The 19,866-nt window shown below is 38.7% G+C and carries 27 protein-coding genes and 2 pseudogenes; 7 read left to right on the forward strand and 22 right to left on the reverse strand.

All coding sequences use genetic code 11. The features are described 5' to 3' along the window. Positions 1–25: 25 nt before the first annotated feature. The 7 genes from N5O98_RS13655 to N5O98_RS13685 all read right to left on the reverse strand — a co-directional run bounded on the left by N5O98_RS13655 (position 26) and on the right by N5O98_RS13685 (position 4,893). Entirely contained in the window at positions 26–2,077 is a 2,052-nt protein-coding gene (locus tag N5O98_RS13655) for an AAA family ATPase (RefSeq protein WP_269495761.1), read from the reverse strand. 1 nt (position 2,078) lies between these two features. Beyond that, positions 2,079–2,759, reverse strand: a complete 681-nt coding sequence (locus tag N5O98_RS13660) for a hypothetical protein (RefSeq protein ID WP_269495764.1) — start codon at positions 2,757–2,759, stop codon at positions 2,079–2,081. A 19-nt stretch (positions 2,760–2,778) separates the two neighbouring features. Further along, the gene (locus N5O98_RS13665; RefSeq protein ID WP_038610122.1) at positions 2,779–3,063 is read right to left on the reverse strand and encodes a DUF3853 family protein; all 285 of its coding nucleotides are present in this window, start codon (positions 3,061–3,063) and stop codon (positions 2,779–2,781) included. Positions 3,064–3,280: 217 nt separating this feature from the next. Then, positions 3,281–3,682 carry a helix-turn-helix domain-containing protein gene (locus N5O98_RS13670; protein ID WP_051926280.1) on the reverse strand — a complete coding sequence of 134 codons (402 nt, stop codon included), beginning with the start codon at positions 3,680–3,682 and terminating at the stop codon, positions 3,281–3,283. After that, a complete protein-coding gene (locus N5O98_RS13675; RefSeq protein WP_051926279.1) occupies positions 3,679–3,918 on the reverse strand; it encodes a hypothetical protein in 240 nt (79 codons plus the stop codon). The genes N5O98_RS13670 and N5O98_RS13675 overlap by 4 nt, the downstream gene beginning before the upstream one ends. A gap of 170 nt (positions 3,919–4,088) precedes the next feature. Then, positions 4,089–4,652: a DUF2786 domain-containing protein gene (locus N5O98_RS13680; protein WP_038610115.1), complete on the reverse strand. Its 564-nt coding sequence runs from the start codon at positions 4,650–4,652 to the stop codon at positions 4,089–4,091. Between the two features lie 16 nt (positions 4,653–4,668). After that, positions 4,669–4,893: a hypothetical protein gene (locus N5O98_RS13685; protein ID WP_038610112.1), complete on the reverse strand. Its 225-nt coding sequence runs from the start codon at positions 4,891–4,893 to the stop codon at positions 4,669–4,671. A gap of 187 nt (positions 4,894–5,080) precedes the next feature. Between N5O98_RS13685 and N5O98_RS13690 the strand changes: the two genes are divergently transcribed. The 6 genes from N5O98_RS13690 to N5O98_RS13715 all read left to right on the forward strand — a co-directional run bounded on the left by N5O98_RS13690 (position 5,081) and on the right by N5O98_RS13715 (position 10,461). Continuing rightward, positions 5,081–5,506, forward strand: a complete 426-nt coding sequence (locus N5O98_RS13690; protein ID WP_195207763.1) for an XRE family transcriptional regulator — start codon at positions 5,081–5,083, stop codon at positions 5,504–5,506. A gap of 225 nt (positions 5,507–5,731) precedes the next feature. Further along, entirely contained in the window at positions 5,732–5,917 is a 186-nt protein-coding gene (locus N5O98_RS13695; protein WP_038610109.1) for a hypothetical protein, read from the forward strand. Continuing rightward, positions 5,902–6,204, forward strand: coding sequence for a hypothetical protein (locus N5O98_RS13700; protein WP_038610106.1), 303 nt, complete (start codon positions 5,902–5,904; stop codon positions 6,202–6,204). The genes N5O98_RS13695 and N5O98_RS13700 overlap by 16 nt, the downstream gene beginning before the upstream one ends. After that, the gene (locus tag N5O98_RS13705; RefSeq protein WP_051926278.1) at positions 6,204–7,511 is read left to right on the forward strand and encodes a site-specific integrase; all 1,308 of its coding nucleotides are present in this window, start codon (positions 6,204–6,206) and stop codon (positions 7,509–7,511) included. Before N5O98_RS13700 ends, N5O98_RS13705 begins: the two co-directional genes overlap by 1 nt. A gap of 394 nt (positions 7,512–7,905) precedes the next feature. Beyond that, positions 7,906–9,135, forward strand: a complete 1,230-nt coding sequence (locus N5O98_RS13710) for a site-specific integrase (RefSeq protein ID WP_117720060.1) — start codon at positions 7,906–7,908, stop codon at positions 9,133–9,135. A gap of 312 nt (positions 9,136–9,447) precedes the next feature. Next, the gene (locus tag N5O98_RS13715) at positions 9,448–10,461 is read left to right on the forward strand and encodes a hypothetical protein (protein ID WP_117720059.1); all 1,014 of its coding nucleotides are present in this window, start codon (positions 9,448–9,450) and stop codon (positions 10,459–10,461) included. Between the two features lie 14 nt (positions 10,462–10,475). On the opposite strand, the gene N5O98_RS13720 is transcribed toward N5O98_RS13715, so the two are convergent. Genes N5O98_RS13720 through N5O98_RS13735 form a run of 4 tightly spaced genes read right to left on the reverse strand, consistent with a single transcriptional unit; the run spans position 10,476 to position 11,731 of the window. Further along, a complete protein-coding gene (locus N5O98_RS13720; protein ID WP_011202714.1) occupies positions 10,476–10,769 on the reverse strand; it encodes a helix-turn-helix domain-containing protein in 294 nt (97 codons plus the stop codon). 59 nt (positions 10,770–10,828) lie between these two features. Beyond that, on the reverse strand, positions 10,829–11,131 hold the full coding sequence (locus N5O98_RS13725) for a DUF3876 domain-containing protein (RefSeq protein ID WP_165859441.1): 303 nt from the start codon (positions 11,129–11,131) through the stop codon (positions 10,829–10,831). 10 nt (positions 11,132–11,141) lie between these two features. Further along, entirely contained in the window at positions 11,142–11,447 is a 306-nt protein-coding gene (locus N5O98_RS13730) for a helix-turn-helix domain-containing protein (RefSeq protein ID WP_117720058.1), read from the reverse strand. After that, positions 11,444–11,731 carry a DUF3408 domain-containing protein gene (locus N5O98_RS13735; RefSeq protein WP_117720057.1) on the reverse strand — a complete coding sequence of 96 codons (288 nt, stop codon included), beginning with the start codon at positions 11,729–11,731 and terminating at the stop codon, positions 11,444–11,446. Before N5O98_RS13735 ends, N5O98_RS13730 begins: the two co-directional genes overlap by 4 nt. Positions 11,732–12,222: 491 nt before the next feature. On the opposite strand from N5O98_RS13735, the gene mobA reads away from it, so the two are divergent. Further along, positions 12,223–12,672, forward strand: a complete 450-nt coding sequence (mobA, locus tag N5O98_RS13740) for a conjugal transfer protein MobA (protein WP_117720055.1) — start codon at positions 12,223–12,225, stop codon at positions 12,670–12,672. A gap of 66 nt (positions 12,673–12,738) precedes the next feature. Here mobA and N5O98_RS13745 read toward each other — a convergent pair whose 3' ends face one another. The 11 genes and pseudogenes from N5O98_RS13745 to N5O98_RS13795 all read right to left on the reverse strand — a co-directional run. Further along, the gene (locus N5O98_RS13745) at positions 12,739–13,062 is read right to left on the reverse strand and encodes a helix-turn-helix domain-containing protein (RefSeq protein ID WP_117720054.1); all 324 of its coding nucleotides are present in this window, start codon (positions 13,060–13,062) and stop codon (positions 12,739–12,741) included. Between the two features lie 130 nt (positions 13,063–13,192). Further along, positions 13,193–13,612, reverse strand: a complete 420-nt coding sequence (locus N5O98_RS13750) for an RteC domain-containing protein (RefSeq protein WP_165859442.1) — start codon at positions 13,610–13,612, stop codon at positions 13,193–13,195. Next, positions 13,566–13,805, reverse strand: coding sequence for a hypothetical protein (locus tag N5O98_RS13755; RefSeq protein WP_044154245.1), 240 nt, complete (start codon positions 13,803–13,805; stop codon positions 13,566–13,568). The genes N5O98_RS13750 and N5O98_RS13755 overlap by 47 nt, the downstream gene beginning before the upstream one ends. Positions 13,806–13,843: 38 nt before the next feature. Further along, positions 13,844–14,818 carry a ketopantoate reductase family protein gene (locus N5O98_RS13760; RefSeq protein WP_117720664.1) on the reverse strand — a complete coding sequence of 325 codons (975 nt, stop codon included), beginning with the start codon at positions 14,816–14,818 and terminating at the stop codon, positions 13,844–13,846. After that, positions 14,815–15,660 carry a helix-turn-helix domain-containing protein gene (locus N5O98_RS13765; protein WP_005831436.1) on the reverse strand — a complete coding sequence of 282 codons (846 nt, stop codon included), beginning with the start codon at positions 15,658–15,660 and terminating at the stop codon, positions 14,815–14,817. Before N5O98_RS13765 ends, N5O98_RS13760 begins: the two co-directional genes overlap by 4 nt. A 526-nt stretch (positions 15,661–16,186) precedes the next feature. After that, complete coding sequence (locus tag N5O98_RS13770; protein ID WP_004311505.1) at positions 16,187–16,609, reverse strand: GNAT family N-acetyltransferase; 423 nt, start codon at positions 16,607–16,609, stop codon at positions 16,187–16,189. Positions 16,610–16,673: 64 nt separating this feature from the next. Further along, entirely contained in the window at positions 16,674–17,252 is a 579-nt protein-coding gene (locus N5O98_RS13775) for a Crp/Fnr family transcriptional regulator (RefSeq protein WP_004311506.1), read from the reverse strand. A gap of 105 nt (positions 17,253–17,357) precedes the next feature. Then, a complete protein-coding gene (locus N5O98_RS13780) occupies positions 17,358–17,921 on the reverse strand; it encodes a flavodoxin (RefSeq protein WP_004311507.1) in 564 nt (187 codons plus the stop codon). A 98-nt stretch (positions 17,922–18,019) separates the two neighbouring features. Next, positions 18,020–18,094 (reverse strand): annotated as a pseudogene (locus N5O98_RS13785) (sugar O-acetyltransferase); the annotation flags it as partial. Between the two features lie 55 nt (positions 18,095–18,149). Then, positions 18,150–18,977 (reverse strand): carboxymuconolactone decarboxylase family protein, encoded by an 828-nt coding sequence (locus tag N5O98_RS13790; protein WP_004304034.1) that lies wholly within the window; start codon positions 18,975–18,977, stop codon positions 18,150–18,152. Between the two features lie 11 nt (positions 18,978–18,988). Continuing rightward, positions 18,989–19,357, reverse strand: a pseudogene (locus N5O98_RS13795) (putative quinol monooxygenase); the annotation flags it as partial. Positions 19,358–19,866: the final 509 nt, after the last annotated feature.

Raw genomic sequence — 19,866 nt, forward strand, 5'->3', positions numbered from 1 at the left:
TATTAAAATGGTTAATAATGTTCTGTTATTCTACTTTGAAGTCTTCGGTAGTTACTACCAACTTTATAAGCTGGCTAACAACCGGGATAAACTCGTTAATACTTTCTGCGTTATCCACGAAAATAGGCGCGCTAACGTTGTGGAATGTGCAAAGGGTGTTTATTATGTCAAGCCCGGCATTAACTTTCCCGGCTTGGTTCTTATCCGCGTATTTTACCCCGTCAATAAGGCAAATGCAATCCGGTTCTTTTTCGCCGTTTACGAGCGTTTTGTACATCTTGAACTGAACCCGGCTAAACAATCCGTTTACGCGGCGTTCCACTTCCGTCATACGGGCTTTTATCAAATCGGCTATTACTATTTCGCATCCTTGTATTTCGGCGCGTTCCTGCGCCAATTTTGCGGCTTCCCCGTTTAGTTCGGCTATGCGCTTTTCGTTGGCTTCTATAATGGTGCGAAGGTTTAGCTTACGCTTTACTTCATCAAGCCGGGCGGTAAGGTTGGCTTTCCGTTGGCGTATCTCTGTTCTGCTTGCCGCGTCTTCTGCGTTGAAGGCTGGAAGCTGTTCGGAAAGTTCCTTTATTTCTTTTTCAAGTGCAACCCATTCCGGGAGGTCTTCTCCGTTAATATCCGGTTCGGTATTTACGCGTGGATTATCATTCAAAACCTTTTGCAACGCTTCGCGGTCTTCTTTCGCCTTTGTTACGGCGGTAGTGTGGCTGGCTTCCAATTCAGCTAACGCTTTGTCTATCCGGTTGGCTTCTTCTTCCTGCGATGTTATCATTTCGTTTAATCGCTGACCGTCCGTATTAATCTTGTTAAGGCGTTCTTCCCGGTCTGCATAGAATTTTTCGCGAGCGGCTTCCCGGTCGGTATTATATTTTGCTAATGCTACCGGGTCGGCACAAGCGTGCTTGAACAACGGGCAAACAAGGCTTTCCGTAGCGGTAAATTCTTCGGCGTTTACTTTGTACCATCTTTTGCGTAGTTCGTTCTGCATTTGCTTGTAGCCTTCTATCGTGCTTTGCGTCCGTTTCTTCTCGTTCGTCAAACGGTCGTATTCGCTACGGTAACGGCTGGCTTCGCTGCGTTCGTCGTTTATAACCTGCTGTAACTTGCGGTTGGCATTATTGTAGGTTTCGTTCTTTTTGAACGCTTCGTTCCTTGCCGTTTCCTTTGCATTAAATACTAAAGCGTGCTGGCTGCTACGTTTGTCATTTATGGCGGTTTGTACCTTAGCGGCAGCTTCATAGGCGATACGGTTGGCTTCCGCTGCTGATGCGGCGGCTTCGTCTATGTCGTTCAATTCTTTTGTAAGCTGTTCCTTCTCGGTATTAAGGGCGGCATAATCCGGTGTCAGCGGGGTAGCGCGCGTTATTTCGTCAATACGTGTAGGTATCTTTTCCAGTTCCTTCGTTATCTTCTCCTTTTGCGCTGAAATCTCGCGTTTATAGTCTTCTACGGTTTTCCCGCTAAGCTGTTCTATCAAAGTGGCAAAGGCTGTATTGCCCTTTGCTATGTCTTCGTAGCTTACTCCCCCGGCAATCTGCAAAAGCATTTCACGTTGTGCCGTCCAATGAAGGGAAAGAAAATAGTAGGGGTTGGTAATCATCTTGAAAACGGCTTCGGGTATAATCGCGTTTATACGTTCGTCGTATTCGCTTTTTGTTTTTAATGGGACTCCGTTATAGAAGTAGTCGGTATGGTGTCCCTTTAACTTCCTTTCCGTCTTTCCCTTCTCTGTTTTCCATTCTTCAACCAATACGCGGCGAAGTTCTACGGTTTCAACGCTTCCCGTTTCGGTATCTATTATTTCTAACGTTCCGGCTACTTCGTGTTCAAGGTCGGGAATAAAATTGCCTTCCGCGTCGTTGGTCTTAATTCCGAATTTGCTATCTACATTCCCTTCGCTGTCTTTGCCCCAAAGAAGCCATGTAAAAGCGTCCATAATGGTAGTTTTTCCCGTACCGTTCCGTCCGCTGATGGTTGTAACTGTGTCGTTAAAGTCTATAACGACGTTACGCAAGCCTTTGAAATTAGCAAGGCTTAAACGTTTGATGATTGCTTTTTTGCTCATATTACTGATATTTTTGAAGTGAATAAAATCCCGCGTCAAGACTTACGGTTATTTTCTCTAATTTCTTCTTTTGGGCTGCATAGGAGCGCGCTATGCTGTTCAGGTAGCCCGTAAGGTTTACTATGTAGGTGCGCTTCTCTATGATGCAGTTTAGGGCTACGTCTAAGACGGCTTCCCAAACTTCCCGTACGCGTTCCGGCTGTACCGCTATTCTGTGCCGGATGATGTATTCCGTAACTTTTGCTTTACGGCTTTCAATCTCGGTTATTACCATTGAAAAATCACCCGTTCGGTATGCCTGTAACACAATCGCGCAAAATTGGATGGCATTCAAATATTCTTCTTGTATGTTGGAAACGCTTTTTTTCTTTCTCAAACGTTCCCTAATCCGTTCTTGGAATGTATTACGGTCTATTAGTTCTATCTGCCCGCTGGCTGTTTCAACTATACAGTATTTTCGGCTAATCTCGCGCGGGTCTATGTTCTTTTCCGCCGAATAGAGGAAACGTTTAAGGCTTCCGGTGTATTTTTCCCCGTTATCCGCCTTTAATATCAATGCATTATTGCATGGTTTCAATATACGCGGTTCTACTCCCCGGCAGTAGCTTCGTATCTGCCTGCTTTCCCTATTTATTTCGTATTTAGAAAAGCCGGGAATGTTAATCCAAATATTATTAATCATATAGCTGTGTTTTAAAAAGTTATTTCTTTTTGTTGTCCGCTGCCAGCTTTAACGCTAAATCAGCGTCAATAATCAGTAGCGCGCCTACTTGCGTTATCGCTTCATCAATCCGTCCGGAAGCCTTCAACCGCGCTGCGGTTGTCTTGGAACAACCCAACAGCATTGCAAGCCCTTTCAAGCCGTACACGTAACGCTTTGCCGATTTGGGCTTTTCCGGTTTCTGTGCTGAAACTTCCATACGTTCGCCTATCGCGTCCAGAAATTCGCCGAGCGTAAGGTCTATAATTCTTTTCTTAGCATCCATAGTCTAACTGTTTTCGTCGTCTTTAATGTCCGGCACTGTCTTTGCCGCTACCTTTATCGAAAGGGCGAAATTCGCTACTACAAGGAATACCGCCCATATAGGCGCGGTTTCGGTGTCAATGCTTAGAAGGACAAAGGAAACAGCGACCCAAGCAAGGGTAAGCCAGTTATACCACTTTAGCGGCTTCGTAAATTCTATGCCGAGGGCTTTAAAAATCTTAGTCATAACTGCAAACTTCAAAAGGGTTATAATCGTTTTCGCCTTTGCGTCTTCCCGTCGTTTTGGCAATCCGTGTTATCTGCGCACGTCTTCCTACTCTGAAAAAATCGCCGTTTCCGGTAAGTTCCTTCGGGAGTATAATTAGAAGAAGGGCTACCGCTACGAATGTACGTTTCAACGGGTCAAGGCTTACCGGAACATTATGTTTTGTGCAGAACCACCAAACGCAAAGTTCTGTAGCCTTCTGTATGCCTACTTTCGCGTAGATGTTCCGGGCTGTGTTCTCTACTGTGCGGGTCGAAATAAACAGCATGTCCGCTACTTCTTTCTTGGAAGCTCCCCACGCCAGCAAGTGCGCTACCTCGGTTTCCCGTCTGCTTAGTTCTACCTTTAACCTCATACGTCCCAAATATTGGCTGTTATACCGTATTTGTTGAATACGCCTTCTACGGCTTTAGCCTGCGTTACTTTAGGCTCTATCTTTCCGTCCCGGTATGCGTAGAAGCTATTCCGGTTATTTATGCCCAAAGCAGCTTTTATTTCCGTTACCGCTATTTTGTAATCGCCTACTCGTAATTGGTTCAACCCGCTAAGGAAGCCCCTGCTTTTTTTCTTATTTTCTGTTGTTACTACCATAATTGTAAAATTTAAAATTCATAGTGCGCGGGGGAAGGTTCGCCCTTCGTACGCCCGTAGCGTCCCGCGCGCGGTCTGTTTCCGCAGTCATCGGTTTATAGCCTTTACAAAGGGGATTCCTTTTCCGCTGGCTTATATATAGTTCCTCTGATTTGTATTAAGGTAATACGTTAATCGGAAGAAGAAGCGTTACCTATCTGCTTGTAATAGCTGGTATCTTCCATGCTATCCATGTAGTTAAGCATACGCAAAAGTCTTTGCATGTCTTCCGGGCTTAATTCCCGTTCTTCTTCGTTGTTGTCGTCACTATGCTTGCCAAATAGCCTATGCTTTTGTATGTACGCTTCCGTAAACTCCTTTTGCATCCGCTTCATGTCCTTTGTAAGCTGTTTGTAGTGCCAATCGTACAAAGCCTGCAATTCTACGTACTGCATTTTGGTTAATTCAACGGTAACGTATCTTCTGCGCTGGCGGTAGCTCATCCGTTTTTCGTTTGTAACGTTGAAATAGCACTGGGTAAACAAAGTAAATCCGTACCCGTTTTCCTTTACGTTGAAGGTGTACTGCTGTTTTTCTTCCTGTGCTTCTACTATTTCTTCCAACGAAACGCCGTATTTAGCTAATAGTTGGTCTAACAAACGCTTTGCGTTCAGGGCTTCGCCTTTCTCGCCGCGTTCCGCAAGGGCTTGTAGTTTCTGAACCTTGCTTCTAATGCTTTCAAAATCTTTCTCCATATAGCTGAATGTTATGTTATTTTACATAGAAAGTGACGCGAAGCCCTCTACGCAGGCAGCACTTAACTTTATCTAATCCTGCTTTTAAAGCACGTGTTACAAACTTATCGGCTAAAGTTTCGCCAATCAATTTCAGAAGTCCGCTAACGCCTACCAGCTTGTTAATGCGGTTGCCTTCGTTGTCTATTCCGCTTACTTTAATGCGGAAGTTCTTGTTAATGAATTTGCTTGTATGTATCATATAGCTTTTATAAATTTCTGTAAATTAGCGTGTTTTTGTCATTGCTAAGTGTTCGCTTTTTGCTTACCTTTGCAACCGAACAACTAACACAATGCAAATGTATAGTAAAAGCATACAATATGCAAACTAAAAGTGTTCATATTTTTAGCTGAAAGCCGATTTTTAACTTTTAGAAACAGTTATGTTTATGGAAACAAGTGTAAAAGAGCGACTTAAACAATTTATAGATACGCTGAATATTAGCGAAAGGGAATTTTGCAGGCGCATTGGCGTGTCTTCCTCTTATGTTATGTCTATAAAAAAGTCTATTCAACCGGATAAAATGCAAGCTATTAGCATACACTTCCCGGAACTTAATCCGCTTTGGCTTTTGCTGGGTCAGGGGGAAATGTTGTTGTCTGACGGAAAGAAGGAAGGCGAACAACGGCAAAATACGGGCGGGTTGCCTTCTTCCGAACTGTTGGCTAAGTTGCTGGAAGAAGCCAATAGCGAAAAGGCGCGTTTGCTTTCAATTATAGAAAGCCAGCAGCGTACAATAGAAAGCCTTACGGAATTAAACAAAAAAGCCAATGCCCAGACGGTGGAACGTGCTGGATGTGCAAATGCCGTTTAGTATTTGGTCGTAAAGTTCCGAAATTCTAAAAAGGCTTCCATAACATAGTATCACACGCACGTACTTATATGATAATAATATCACATAATCGCCGTATTAAAGTGATACGAAAATAAGGCTATTTTAAGCCCATTTTCGCGTTATTTTATTTTCGCCTTACAACTATACCATTTTGGAACGAAACGCGCTTAAATTGAAAAATCAACAAAAATAACTATTAGCTATATGGTAGAAGTAAATGTAGATAAGTTTTATAGTAACCGGGCTTTGTACCCGTTTATTCCAGCAGTCGTGTTTGACGCGTTGGAAGCTGCCTATTTGTCCGGGAATGAATGTACCCGAATACCGGAAGGGGAATATAATAAAATGATGTCTGACCTTAAACGTGCGAATTTATGCCCCGTACAATAGCTAAACCTTCGCCTATAAGCGATGGGATAAACCGTCGTTTCTTTGAAGCTATTGAAGCGATTGTTAGTTTGGGTAAGGTTAGCGCGTTGGAGGCGTTTTGCACGCTTTACGATTTGAGTGCGCCACGTTATAGGGAAATGCGGCTTACTTATGGCGTTTCTCCGAAGCCCGGCTACCAATCACGCTACAAGAATATAGAAGTAGAAGCGATTTATTCGCTGGTCGTTAATTATCCTATTTCCTCACGCTGGCTTATAACCGGGCGCGGTAAAATGCTTATCGAATAATGAAGTTTTCTATTAAGTACCAATTATCGCCGCGAACGGAAGGGGATAGGCTTACGGAAAACGTGCCTATACGCTTACGGGTGTCTTTTGCTGGTATTCGTGTAGATTTACGTTCCGGCTATGTAATAGACGCGGAAAAGTGGGATAATAATAACGCCTGCGTGAAAGTCGGCGCAAAGAATAGTTTCAACCAAACGGCAGGCGAAATAAATCGCGCTCTTACAAACCTTTCATCTATTGTTGAAGAAGTCTTAACCCGGTTTGAACTCGACAACCGCAGAACGCCAACGGCGAAAGAGTTTAAGGCGGCTTTCGATGAAGCCGCCGGAAGGAAGAAGAAGGAAGTAACGCCGGACTTCTTTACTGTTTTCGACAAATTTGTAGTAGAAGCTGGTACGGCTAATAACTGGGTTCCGGCTACCTATACGAAATTTAGCAGTTTGCGTAAACATCTGTACGCTTATATGCCCCAGCAAATACTTAACCAACTGACAAAGGAAAAGCTACAAGGCTTTGTTAAATACCTGCAAGACGCGGGACAAATGAATACGACCGTAAGCAAGTATATGAGTTATGTACGTTGGTTTCTCCGTTGGGCTTGTAACAACGGTTACTATAATGGGCTTTTGCATGAACAATATAAACCGCGTTTTAAGGGGATAGACTGCAAAGAAGTTATTTTCCTTTCATGGGAAGAACTGCAACACTTTCTAAACTATCAATTTCCGGAAAACCGCAGTTCTTTGTCATGCGTACGTGATGTATTTTGCTTCTGCTGCTTTACCGGGTTGCGATATTCCGATGTAGCTCGGTTACGTCCCTGCGATGTCAAACGGACGACAAACAAGCCTTTTATATCTATCGTTACTATGAAAACCGAAGACCGTTTGCATATAGAGCTTAACAAATACGCACTTCAAATACTTGACAAATACAAAAACATTCATTTCCCCAAAGGGTTAGCTCTTCCGGTTATCAGTAATGCGAAAATGAACGAATACCTTAAAGAAGCCGCCGAAATAGCTGGAATAAAAGAACCCGTTAGAATAGTGTTTTTCAAGGGAAACAAACGTTATGAAAATGTTTTGCCGAAGTGCGAACTTCTTACCACGCATAGCGGAAGAAAGACGTTTATCTGCAACGCTATAAGGCTGGGCATTCCTACTAACGTTATTATGGAATGGACAGGGCATAGTGATTACAAGGCAATGAAGCCGTATATAAAAATAGTGGATGCGGTTAAAGAGGAAAATATGTCTAAATTTGACACCTTTTCCGAAGAAAGAAGAAGCAATAGTAAAAAATAGAAAACCCGAAAAAGTACCCGAAAATGGCTTTACTATTTGGGTACGGTCGTACTCAATCAATAGCGTAAAATCCTGAATATTCGGCTATTTATGAAAATGTGATAACAGTTGATTATATTTGAATATCTTGGGCTTAGAGCCGTACGCACCGCGAAAGCAAATAGCGAATTAAAGCAAAGCTCTGAAATTCAAGGATTTCAGAGCTTTTTCTTTTTCTCTACTTCGGCAAAAAATAGCAGTTTCAGGCAGTTCTCACGTGGCTTATTCGTGGGACTTTTTGAAAGCTGTTTTTGCTCCCACGAATTGACGCTTTTGTCTTTGATTGTCAGCTTTTTGCGTAGCTGGTTTTTGAGTGTAGCAAACTAATTTTGTACCACTTAAAAATCAAAGAATTATGGGAGCAGTGAAAAGAAACACACTAAGCGTATTGTTCATCATCAAGAAAGCGAAACTTCTGAAAAACGGTGAAGCTCCTATTTGTATGCGCATCACCGTAAACAAGCGAGTAGCCGAAGTTATGATTAAACGGAGCATTCCCGTAGATTTATGGAATCAGAAAAAGGAATGTTCCAAAGGAAAAGACCGGGTAGCCATCGAACTGAACCACTATATCAATACGGTTCGTGCCAAAGTATTGCAGATACACCGTGAATTGGAGATAGACAACAAACCGATAACAGCCGATATTATAAAGGATTGTTTCTACGGACGGGACAAGGTACAGCGCACCTTGCTGGAAGTGTATGCAGAGCATAACGAAAAATGTCGTGCCCTGATTGGCAAAGAATATACGGAAAGCACCGTTACCAAGTTTGATACTTCAATAAACCGCTTGAAAGAATATATCCGTAGTTGCTACCACCGTGATGATATAATGCTGGCAGAACTGGATGGGCAATTTATTCGTGATTTTGATTTTTGGTTGAAAACAGAGAAGCATTGCCAAAACAACTCTGCATTGAAACATTTGAAGAACTTGAAAAAAGTTGTTCGTATTGCTTTGGCTAACGACTGGATAAAGAAAAACCCGTTTTACGGCATCCACTTCAAGCAGGAAGAAGTTAATGTAGAGTTCCTTTCACGTGAAGAATTGGATGTTTTGATGAACAAAGAATTTACTATCAAACGTTTAGAGCAGGTAAGGGATATTTTTGTCTTTTGCTGTTTTACCGCACTTGCTTTTGTCGATGTGCAGCAGTTAAGCCGTGAGCACTTGATAAAAGACAATAACGGTGCTTTATGGATACGCAAGGCAAGACAGAAAACTAATCAAATGTGCAATATTCCTGTTTTATCTATTCCTCAAAGGATATTAAGGAAATATGAAGATAATGTAGAGTGCATAAAGAAAGGTGTGCTTTTGCCTGTAATTAGTAATCAGCGCATGAATGCCTATCTAAAGGAAATCGCTGATTTGTGCAGCATTACCAAACGCCTAACTACTCATGTTGCAAGACATACTGCGGCTACAGTTGTTTTTCTCGCTAATGATGTGTCAATGGAAAATGTGTCTAAGATTTTGGGACATTCCAATATAAGAATGACACAGCACTATGCAAAGGTTTTGGATAGCTCCATTATGCGTGATATGGTGAATGTAGAAAGAAATTTCCTAAAAGGGTGAGAATGTAATTTTCCAAAGCTGAATAAAACATTAACAAAGGTAAGCTCCGTATTCCGTCCGTTCAAGCCCAAGCCCTACGGGTTTGAAAGAAAATCTCCACACCTGCGCTGCGCTCCGGGTTGTATTTTCTTCCAAAGGCTTGAACAGACGGACTACTACACTAATAAAGTTAATGTTCTTAGTCAGTTTCGAAAAAAGTGTGTTTTCAAAAGTTAATCAGGGTGTGTGATATGGTCAATATAGAAATGAATTTATAATCCAAGAAATCAAATTTATCTATCTTTGTGTATCATATTAGATAAAAAGGCAAAAATGGATAATATTAGAAAAAATAGAGCAATAGTTTCGACAAATCATATTGATAATCATGGTGATCAAATATCAATTGAAGTTTTAGAGCAAATGGTTCATCTAATAAATGATTCTCAGCAAAGAATTAGATTAGGGACTGATCATAGAAGAGACTTACCACCTAAAGGTAGGTTAGAGAACGCTGTTTTAAGAAAAGATGGGGATGATTACTTGGTTGAAGCGGATCTTTGCGAATTTGAGAATATAGAACCAGTTGATTGGGATAAAACTTTATTAAAAGAATCATTTTTAGATAGTTTTCAATTTGTAGAAGTTGAAAAAGAATCTTGTGATGGAATTTCAATTTCAATCGATGTACATAATTTCAAATCCATAGATGATTATAATAATTGTATTAATAGCATTGAAAACAATGAAAATATAAGATTTGAAGAACATGTAAGAAAAGCTCTTTTGCCTGATCCTGAAATAGTATTTCAGTTGGCTCAATCATATTTATTATGTCATTTCCTAAAACCCGTTGCTCGCAAATTAGGAGAAAAATTAGCTGATAGTACTGCTGATTATGCACTCAAAGAAAGCAAACGTGTTATGAATATGATAAATAGTGCATTGAGAGAGTTTTTATTTAGATGTATTCCTTCAACAAGACCTGCTAATATTATATTTGATTATCCAGGCACGCCTCATATTGAGTTAATAGCTAGAACCAGAGATAAAGATCTTGTGCTAAATGCTCTAAGTTCTCACCAATTATCAAAAGTGGGAAAAAAGATAACAGACTTGAGTAAACACATAAATATTGCAAAAGTACAATTTGTCTTATCAAATAAAGGAAAATGGAAATTTAATTATTTGTTAACCGACAATGGGGAAGTTATTGGAACGAAAACTGTTTTAAAAAAGAGAGACAAAAAAATAGAAATGATCAATAGGAATGCTATCAGATTAGGGAGACCTATTGCTGTTAGCTGTGGAGCGACGGGAGTTATTACAGATCGAAAGAAATTCTGAATTTTAACGGCAGGTTATTCCTGCCGTTTCTCATTGTAAGAGGACTGCAAGAGCCTGTCAATATCACTTTGGCGATAGATGATTTTTCCTTTTATCTGAATATAAGGAATAATGCTATTATCCCGCCAGTCTTGTAACGTGCGGATGCTTACATTTAATAACTTGGCTACTTCGTTATTACCTAAGAACCGTTCACCGTTTAAAGTAGGTTTATTTCCCTTTGCCAGTCGGCTGATACCGTCTAACATTCTTTCCATAGACTGAAAGAAATCCTTAATTATCTCACTATTGCCGTTTATAAGTTCCATATTGTTATACCGTTCAATTGATTTATAATTAGTTTGAATGATTGACATACATACACCTGTCAGTTACGCAGATACTCGCCATAATAGGATATGGAAATACTATCTTTTACCGCATCATAACTTATATAAAGCCGTTTAAAGGCTTCAACGACAAAGTAACGGTTATCTTCTTTCTGTATCTCGTAAATGGCTGGTTTTGCCTGTCCGTTATCTGATACATGGAGCATCGAAAGGAAATGTATTTTCTTGCTTTGGTATATCATTACCGTAGGATGAAGATTTAAACTTTCCCATATTCCGACAATAGCAGACAATTTGAATGACTGGTTTACTCCCATATTATTTTCTTCTTTCTTTTCCATAGGGCAATAGTTATTTATTGTTTGATTTATAATTCGCTTTCTTGTTTTCCGTACATTCTGCAATCAGTCTTTCAATATCGGCAGATTTATAGTACAGTTTATTACCGATTTGAGAGTAGTCTAGTTTGCCACTATCCCGATAGTTCTGTAAACTTCGGATGCTGATACCGAGCAGGGCACACACTTCACGACCTGACAACCATTTATCTGGCTGGTGGGTATTCTCTTTACAAATCCGTTCCACCTGACTGACAAAGCCGGAGAACCGCCCACACACCTGTTTAAAGGTCTGTTCCTCAATAGTTACGATATTCATACGTCTTTCTCTTTTGACTGGTTTAATATCCCTTTTTGCATTTCTTCCCGATAGAGAACCGAAAGAACATCATTGTGCGTATTTAGATGCTGTTCCAGTACATTATCAATAAAATTGCCGATACTTATCTGTTTGCCTGTAATCACGCCTACAATCTGCATGATACGTTTCTGTATCTCTCCACTTATGTACACGCTTTGACGATTGCAGACTGTCCGTTTTTGGAAAAATACTGCTTTGTAGTTTTCCTTTTCCTGTTGGAATGATTGCTTTACTTCTTTCATACTTTTAATTTTTAATGGTTTATAAATAGGTTGACTGATTTATGATACTGATTGAAAGAAAGTTAACCAGTTTTATAGCTGCATTGCTTTATCTTTAAATAGCTTTCAAATACGATTTAAAGTCATTTCTAAATATTGTTTGGCAGTCTTACGTATTGCTTTCATTCAATCAATTTTCAGCAAAGAAAAGGGTAAAAACAGACGCTTTTCAAAATGGGGCTGCTTTGTCCATTTGTATCGCAATTTGGCGTTATATGCTATATTTCAGGGATAAAAGGCTGTCTGTAATTTTGTAACCGATAAACAGACATAGGAAGAAGCCGAACCGCTTGCTTTGGCAATCTGACCGTAGGGAAGATTTTTGTTATCACATGATAACAGCAAGTTGTGTTTTGAGGTCCGCACTTCGTTTTTTGCACCTCAAAACCTTGCCACCTTATCGGGTGGTTAGGTTTACTCCGAAGTCGTAAACCTTGTGAAAAATTATAATTATGGAACAGAAAAAGAAGTCATTTAACAAAGGTGGGCGCAAGCCGAAACTTGACCCACGAACACATCGTTATTCGTTCAATTTGGACGATGTGGAAAACGCCAAATTCCTGTCATTCTTTGACAGGTCAGGTTATACGGTTAAAGCGCATTTCATTAAGAATTGTATTTTCGGTAAGTCGTTTAAAGTAATAGTCAGGGATAAAAGTAAGGTTGATTATTACATTCAGCTAACAAAGTTCTACTCACAATTCAGGAGTATAGGACAAAATTATAATCAGGTAGTGAAAGAACTTCATTCCAATTTTTCAGAAAAGAAAGCACTTGCTTTACTTTATAAACTGGAACAATGCACGTTGGAACTGATAAAGACCAATGAAATGATAGTAATGTTAAGCAGGCGGTTTGAACAGTCCTACCAAAGAGAGGGAATAATATCGGCAGATGAATAGAAGTAACTTGCCAAAAAAGAAAAATCCCGGAGTTGCCACGTGTACAACTTCGGGATAGTTTCTTTCTTAGTTGTTCGTTCCGTGTTGTTTTTCAAACTTGCGGAGCGTACCAACATCAAACCTTTCCTTTATGAACTCACGCACATCGGAAGCCCGATAATAGGCTTTTCCGCTAATCATCATAAAGGGCAGTAGTTTCTTGCTTCGCAATCGCTGTAATGTTCGGGTACTCACTTTGAACAATAGGCATAAATCCTGATTATCCAATAGCTTGTCACCCGGCATTACTTCGGGATTGGTCTGCAAGCTCTTTACATCTTTTCCTACTTCTTCCAGTTTATCAAGTAGTTTTTGCATCCAGTCTTTAAACTCATAATTATCTACATACATATTTGCTTCATTTTTCAGGTTATACTTATATGATTACCAATCGATTGATGAAGCAAAGTTCGGCAAAGGGAAGCAAACAAATTACAGGGTAGCATACGCTACCCCGTATAAATTGATGCTAAATGCTTGATTATCTATACCCTTTATTTTCGTGTTCTTTGTGAATATGGTTTGCCAGTTCATTAAGAAACTCCGTTAGTTTGGCTGGCTTTCGCTTGATGACATCCATGTACTTTTGGTGATAATCACCTAACTTGATATTGAAAAGCCATTCAAAGGTTTTGCCTAAGTCCGTCAAGTGAATAGGTTTTCCATTCTGATATATTACACGTTTTGAAAGGAATAAGCCGCTGACTATTTCCATGATATTGATAAGGCTTGTTTTGTCAGCTAAATGGAGAGGGGAAATAAAGAGCTTATTTGCATGTTGCTGGAACTGTTCCGGATATTTTATGCGCAGTTTGATAATACGCATTTCATTATTTAGTAATCCTATTGCTTCATCAATTAAATGCAAGTAGGGCATTTTTTTCTTGCTCAAACCGCACACGATACGATTTAAGTCGATGCAAACCAAAGGAGAAATAACGAAGTAAAACGCTATAATCCTGTTCGTTGCAACTGAAATCAGCTAAATGTGTAGCCAATTCCTCAATAGCTTCTGTAAATTCTGTTACAGAAACTTTACGCTGCGAGCATTCCAATAATAATTGGAAAAATCTCTCTTGTAATATATCTTTCATATACTTATATTTAATGGCTATCGAATTGATAGCTTTATTCACTTACTTTTATTAGTTTGGTTAGAAGATATATAACTTTTTAATTGTGCCAGATTAGAAGTTATAACAGCATATTTTACACCACTATCTATTATATCATCTATCATTTGCCTTATTTCAGCAGGAGAATGATTTATATGTCCATCAAACATAAGTTGCAGAGCATCATTACTATAAATTTTCTTAGCTATTGGCACACTGATAAATAGAGGTAAAAGATATAATCTGTTTGCTTTTTCTGTTTTAGGATTGATGCCCATTCTTTCACAAATAGCTAAGCCTTCCCGAATAGCTTTCATTGTAGTTTTGATAATAGCTGTATTCTCTATAAATTTAGAGGCACTTCCGGCACTCATTATTCCCGCTGAAAGACCGGCAGCGACAGCATAATGTGTGATTAGCCATACTAATATTTGATTAGAAATGACAGGCTTTAAGTTTGCTTTATCCAGTATTATGGAAAGTTTTTCTACTCGTGGAGTTGTCCGCCCGTCTTTTTCACCTAACGGAGTATTGGAATATTTTAGACCTGAAATGGCACAATGTATGCTTTTATCTTCTTTTCCGCCCCCGACCATAAAGGGAAAGGCAAAAAAGTATTGTTCAGGTTTTAGATATTTATCTATTTCAGTAAAAACATCCCAGTTATTTTGGAAAAATACAACATTTGCTTTTCCTGCTGACTTTGAAAGACTTGGCAATATAGTTGATAATTGCAATTTATTGGTGGAGACAATAATGTATTCAAAATCATTGTTTGACGAAAGTTCGTCTATTACTGTAGGCTTAAAGATTATATCTGTATCTTTTCTTGCTTTCTCTCTAAAGTCAGAACAGATAATGCGAATACCATCTTTTTGTACAAGTTCTTTTTGCTCCTTACGCACCAATACAGCAACGTCACATCCTGCTTTGGATAATTGCCAGCCATAAGTACAACCCACTACGCCAGCACCGTATATCAATATTTTCATAAAGCGATGTTATTAAGTTTTTTATTGTCGTTGATAAATACAGAGTTGAATACCGATAGATTTTCGGTATAAGTATCACAAATATCAAGTAGTTGTGTAGGGGTATAACCCGTGAACATTTTAAACTCTTTTATTAAATGTGATTTATCATAATATCCACAATCATAGGCAACTTTACTTATACTGATTTGTGGAGTTGATTGCAAAATATGGAATGTCTTTCTAAATCGTGTGATTTGGATAAAATCTTTTGGATTTAGTCCTACATATTCAGCGAATATCCGTTTGAATTGCTTATATCCTAAACAAGCCGTTTGAGATAAAACGGATATATTTCCTTCACCTTCATTGATATTGTGTATAGTAGCCATCATCCTATTAGCGTTGCATGATATATTTTCGCATAGTCTATTTAATAAATATTCTTCTATCAATCTGACTATTTGATAATTATCTGATGCTTCATTTATTTTCTCTTCCAATTCTACTAAACAGGTGTTATCTAACAAATCAATACCTATATTCTGATTAGTAAACTCTTCCATAGGATATGGAAAAAACATCCTGCATCCGATAGGCTGGAATAAAATAATGACCATATCCAAGAAAGAAAATTCTATGTCTGAATAAGTACTGATTTGCCCGCTTATATAGGATTGTGGTTGCGTTCCCTTATGAAAAGAAGAAATAATTTTATTTCCTTTATGAAAAACAAGTGCTACACAACCCGCCGGGATAGAACGCTGAAAGCCTTGCTTTACATCATCTATCCTTAAAAACCAATATTGCTTTATATAAGGAGCGAGCAATTTGGTAGGTTGTATTACTTGAATTTTCTCCATTTTGCCTTAACTATCAGGCAAAAGTAAGATTTCTTAGATTGATAATAGGTGTAAAAAAGGGACATTCTAACAAAAATGCAAAAAAACACAGTAGAGAAGTTAGAAGCATGATACTCTGTTAATAAATCTTTAGATAATGTTCCAAATGAACTATTTTACTATTTTTGCACCAACTCAAACAACCACCGCAACACCAAGCAATCTAAAGAATTGCACACGTGGGGTTATTAGTGGGAGAAAGAATTAAGAGCTTGCTAAGAGATTGAGTACGTGAGGAATAGAAATAAGGTTCATCTTCCGTCCGCACCGCGAAAGCAAATAGTAAATTAAAGCAAAGCTCTGAAATTCAAGAAATTCAGAGCTTTTTTCTTTTTCTTCACTTCATTTAAAACAGAGTTTAAGTAGGCGATAGATGTGCCCATTCAAACTCTACAATGATTTTTTAACCAATCATTTTATTCAAATGTAACATTCATCTTCAATTAAAGGTACCTATACTAAGCATCTGTTTATAATTGAACAGAGACTACAACTGCATGTGTAAAATAGGATATTCCTTACCTTCTCCGTCCAAATTCGACCTTTTATATATGTTAAAACCCATATATTCATAAAAACCGACAGCTTGAACATTTTGCTCATTCACATCAACTTTAGTTACTTGCAAATTATCTATGGCATAAGTTATTAATTTTTTTCCGATTCCTGCGCCTCGATACTTATTGTCAATAAATAACATTTCAAGATTTCCTTCTGCAATTCCCATAAATCCGATTAAGATTCCCTCTTGTTCAAATCCGAATAGATTAACATACTGAAAATATACCGGAAGTCGTTCCTTATAATATAGAAAATCTTCCTCTTTAAGAAAATCATGTGTACTCAATACTGCACTTTCCCAAATTTCCATCAAACGTGGATAATCCGTAACTTTAATTTTTCTAATCATACTTGTAATTGCAATTTAAAGCCGCAAAGTTCGTTACTTATACATTCAAAACACTGAACCCAAGTTAAAAAATACGTTTACGGATTCTGCTTAGTGCTTGCTGTGTGATACCCAAATAAGAAGCTATATCTTTTAATGGTATATAGTTTAATGTAATACCATATTCTTCCATCATCTGTAGATAATACTGTTCAGGAGAATATTTAATCAAGTCGATATTTCTTTTCAAAAGTTTATTCAACAATATAGCATTTAAATCTTCAAATACAGTTTTTACTTTAGGGATAGCGGTATATAGTTCATTTACTTGCTTCTTGTCTATTCGGTAAATAACACTATCTACAATTGTTTGCACATTAAATGCAGACCTAGTTTGTAATGTAAAAGATATGTTTGACATTGAAAATGTACCCTCTTTACAAAACCAGAAAGTTTGTTCTTCCCCGTTATGATTTAAAAGCCAACAACGTAATATTCCATCAAAAACGAAATAACTATACCTCTCTGTTTCTCCTTCCTTAATCAAAAATGTACCTTTACTAACTAATATTCGTTCAAAATATTGGTCGAATAACTTAAACTCCTCCCAATTAAAAATATTAGTACTAAAATTAAATTCTTTAAGTAGTTTTTCTAAAAGCATAATCTAAATATGATTCGTAATATACTTACTCATTTAATATATTCACTATTACTTCCGCCCTATTTAACTTCTCATATTTAGTGAATATATTTTCAGTAGCCATTTTTATATTACTCCTTTCGCCCAGTCTCCGGCCTGCTTGACACTTCCGTTCAACAATCGGCTTTCTCCCCATACGATTTTTGGATAAAGTTTCTTGAGTTGTTTTACACTATTAGTTATTGAGCTTCCTCCGGAAGTAGCAAATGGAATAACGGTTTTACCGGAGAAATCATATTTCTCAAGGAATGTATTGACCGGACGCGGACATAAATTCCACCATATCGGGTAACCAAGGAATATCACGTCGTAATCTTTCAGATTAAGCGCTTCTCCCCCCAATTCTGGACGTGAATTTTCAGTCGTCATTTCAATTGAACTACGGCTACTCTTGTTGTTCCAGTCGAGATCTGCCGAGGTATAGGCTGTAGCGGGAGTTATCTGATAAAGTTTGCCGCCAACCGTTTTTGCAATGGCATCGGCGGCTTTTTCTGTAGTTCCAGTACAAGAGAAATAGGCAACCAGGATTTTCTTATCGGACTGTACATTAGTATCCGCTGTCTGATTCTGCGCTTTTGATGAGCAGCTAAAGCAAAGGAGACTCATAAATATGAATATAATCTGTTTCATTTTATTTTGATTTTAAATATTTCTTATCATTAATTAGTTTAGACATTATCACGATGGAGTAACCCCACAGGCGTTTTCATTCTTCCATTACTTTGATAATTGCCCATATCGTCCATCAAACGATGTATTTCTTCTGTATTAAGCGCTTTGCGCGTCTTTACATATTCCTTAAAATTCCTCGGTAGTCATATTATTTCCTTTCAAAAGATAAAGCAGGATTAGCAAAAATCATCGTTTAGTCTGTTCGAGTTTGTTATACTCGTCATCTGTGACCGGCTCAAGCCACTCATTGGAAGTGTTTTCACCGGAAACTTCGAAAGCCAGATGAGCAAACCAACTGTCGGCAGCAGCTCCGTGCCAGTGTTTCACATTGGCAGGAATATGGATAACCGTACCAGGCAGAATCTCTACCGCCGGTTTACCTTCTTCCTGATACCAGCCTCGACCGGCTACACCGATAAGCATCTGTCCGCCACCTTTCGTTGCACGGTGAATATGCCAGTTATTGCGGCAACGTGGTTCAAAAGTAACGTTAGAGATATTCACCTGCTCGCGCGAAACCGGAGCAAGATAACTGTTACCAATAAAATACTGTGCATAGGCTGTATTGGGTTCGCCAATAGGGAAAATCATCTCACGCTGGAAAGCTGTTTTGGCATCCTCACCAACAATATCTTCAGACCATACTCCTTTTGCCAAATTGAACGCTGCCCACGCTTTCGGCCAACCTGCATAGAAACCTATATGAGTGATAATCTCTGCGATCTCCGTGCGGGTGATGCCGTTCTTCTTCGCCGACTGAAGATGATAAACGAGCGAATTGTCCGTGATTCCCATACTGATAAGGGAGGTAATGGTTACTAAACTGCGGTCACGCAGACCGAGTTTGTCAGTGCGGCTCCAAACTTCTCCAAAGAGAACATCGTCATTAAGTTCCGCAAACTTGGGGGCAAACGTTCCTAACTGGTCGCGTCCTGCCGTCTGTACTATCTTTTCTTGTGCCATAACATTGAGTGTTAAAATACTAAATACTGAAAATAAAAGGAGTTTATTCATAATCATTTCGTTTATTGAATGAAGTTATTAATGCAATTTGCGGGGTTAAGCGGCATTTGGTCAGAGAGTACGAGAGTCTTAACCATGTGCAGCGTTCCTTGCTTGTACTTTTGAAAATGCTCCGATGCAATATGAGATTTATAAGCCTCCTGACTCGCGTAAGTTTCAAGAATAGTTATCCTGCCAGGATTCTCTTTTTCGCTGACGGCATACATAGTCAGCACTCCCGGTTCAGTACGCAAGGAGACTTCACCCACTTCGGTCGCATATTTCATATATTCTTCAAGATACTCCGGATAAACCTCGATTTTCGATAGCCGCACAATACCGTCAGCCGCCATAGGTAATTTGGCGCACATACCAGGCTGCTGTTTTATATCCTTTTTCCCTGTCATACTGCATGATAACATAACGAATAAAGACAAAACACTTAGAATTGTTTTTATCATCATCTTCTATCTTTTCATTGTTAAACTTCTGATTACAAATTTACTGCGATAAAACGAATGGAATTGTATATCAATTACGGATTTTTGTACCCAAATCCCCGATTCTGTAATAAAGCCGAATAAAAATCAGATATTAGAAGTAAAGTTATTCATCTGTTTTGAGACCGATAAGCTACTTTTCTCATCAGACTCTTGACAAATGACTTTTTATGTTGTATCTTTGAGAAAAGAAAAAGTATAAACAACATGAAAATAGAAAGAAATAATCATACATAAATCATAAATAACCTGGTATTTTACAATACCACTCCTATACGATATGAGGTTGTGTCAAAACGCTGACACAGCCTTTTTTTATGCGCAAAGCCCAGACTTTCTCAAGCCCGGGCTTTGTTATTACCCAAAGTTTTCGTATCTTTAGGTATAAAGTTTTTCGTTAT

The organism is Bacteroides sp. LFL-34, from assembly GCF_027257075.1.
Lineage (GTDB): Bacteria > Bacteroidota > Bacteroidia > Bacteroidales > Bacteroidaceae > Bacteroides > Bacteroides ovatus.

Coding starts and splice junctions, on each gene's coding strand:
- N5O98_RS13735 (WP_117720057.1), bottom strand. CDS start 11,731: ATGAAAGAAGTAAAGCAATCATTCCAACAGGAAAAGGAAAACTACAAA.
- N5O98_RS13675 (WP_051926279.1), bottom strand. CDS start 3,918: ATGGTAGTAACAACAGAAAATAAGAAAAAAAGCAGGGGCTTCCTTAGC.
- N5O98_RS13705 (WP_051926278.1), top strand. CDS start 6,204: ATGAAGTTTTCTATTAAGTACCAATTATCGCCGCGAACGGAAGGGGAT.
- N5O98_RS13755 (WP_044154245.1), bottom strand. CDS start 13,805: ATGAAAGATATATTACAAGAGAGATTTTTCCAATTATTATTGGAATGC.
- N5O98_RS13720 (WP_011202714.1), bottom strand. CDS start 10,769: ATGGAACTTATAAACGGCAATAGTGAGATAATTAAGGATTTCTTTCAG.
- N5O98_RS13725 (WP_165859441.1), bottom strand. CDS start 11,131: ATGGAAAAGAAAGAAGAAAATAATATGGGAGTAAACCAGTCATTCAAA.
- N5O98_RS13710 (WP_117720060.1), top strand. CDS start 7,906: ATGGGAGCAGTGAAAAGAAACACACTAAGCGTATTGTTCATCATCAAG.
- N5O98_RS13790 (WP_004304034.1), bottom strand. CDS start 18,977: ATGAATAAACTCCTTTTATTTTCAGTATTTAGTATTTTAACACTCAAT.
- N5O98_RS13765 (WP_005831436.1), bottom strand. CDS start 15,660: ATGGAGAAAATTCAAGTAATACAACCTACCAAATTGCTCGCTCCTTAT.
- N5O98_RS13680 (WP_038610115.1), bottom strand. CDS start 4,652: ATGGAGAAAGATTTTGAAAGCATTAGAAGCAAGGTTCAGAAACTACAA.
- N5O98_RS13700 (WP_038610106.1), top strand. CDS start 5,902: ATGCCCCGTACAATAGCTAAACCTTCGCCTATAAGCGATGGGATAAAC.
- N5O98_RS13760 (WP_117720664.1), bottom strand. CDS start 14,818: ATGAAAATATTGATATACGGTGCTGGCGTAGTGGGTTGTACTTATGGC.
- N5O98_RS13730 (WP_117720058.1), bottom strand. CDS start 11,447: ATGAATATCGTAACTATTGAGGAACAGACCTTTAAACAGGTGTGTGGG.
- N5O98_RS13770 (WP_004311505.1), bottom strand. CDS start 16,609: ATGATTAGAAAAATTAAAGTTACGGATTATCCACGTTTGATGGAAATT.
- N5O98_RS13695 (WP_038610109.1), top strand. CDS start 5,732: ATGGTAGAAGTAAATGTAGATAAGTTTTATAGTAACCGGGCTTTGTAC.
- mobA (WP_117720055.1), top strand. CDS start 12,223: ATGGAACAGAAAAAGAAGTCATTTAACAAAGGTGGGCGCAAGCCGAAA.
- N5O98_RS13670 (WP_051926280.1), bottom strand. CDS start 3,682: ATGAGGTTAAAGGTAGAACTAAGCAGACGGGAAACCGAGGTAGCGCAC.
- N5O98_RS13715 (WP_117720059.1), top strand. CDS start 9,448: ATGGATAATATTAGAAAAAATAGAGCAATAGTTTCGACAAATCATATT.
- N5O98_RS13655 (WP_269495761.1), bottom strand. CDS start 2,077: ATGAGCAAAAAAGCAATCATCAAACGTTTAAGCCTTGCTAATTTCAAA.
- N5O98_RS13745 (WP_117720054.1), bottom strand. CDS start 13,062: ATGTATGTAGATAATTATGAGTTTAAAGACTGGATGCAAAAACTACTT.
- N5O98_RS13780 (WP_004311507.1), bottom strand. CDS start 17,921: ATGAAACAGATTATATTCATATTTATGAGTCTCCTTTGCTTTAGCTGC.
- N5O98_RS13665 (WP_038610122.1), bottom strand. CDS start 3,063: ATGGATGCTAAGAAAAGAATTATAGACCTTACGCTCGGCGAATTTCTG.
- N5O98_RS13660 (WP_269495764.1), bottom strand. CDS start 2,759: ATGATTAATAATATTTGGATTAACATTCCCGGCTTTTCTAAATACGAA.
- N5O98_RS13685 (WP_038610112.1), bottom strand. CDS start 4,893: ATGATACATACAAGCAAATTCATTAACAAGAACTTCCGCATTAAAGTA.
- N5O98_RS13690 (WP_195207763.1), top strand. CDS start 5,081: ATGGAAACAAGTGTAAAAGAGCGACTTAAACAATTTATAGATACGCTG.
- N5O98_RS13775 (WP_004311506.1), bottom strand. CDS start 17,252: ATGCTTTTAGAAAAACTACTTAAAGAATTTAATTTTAGTACTAATATT.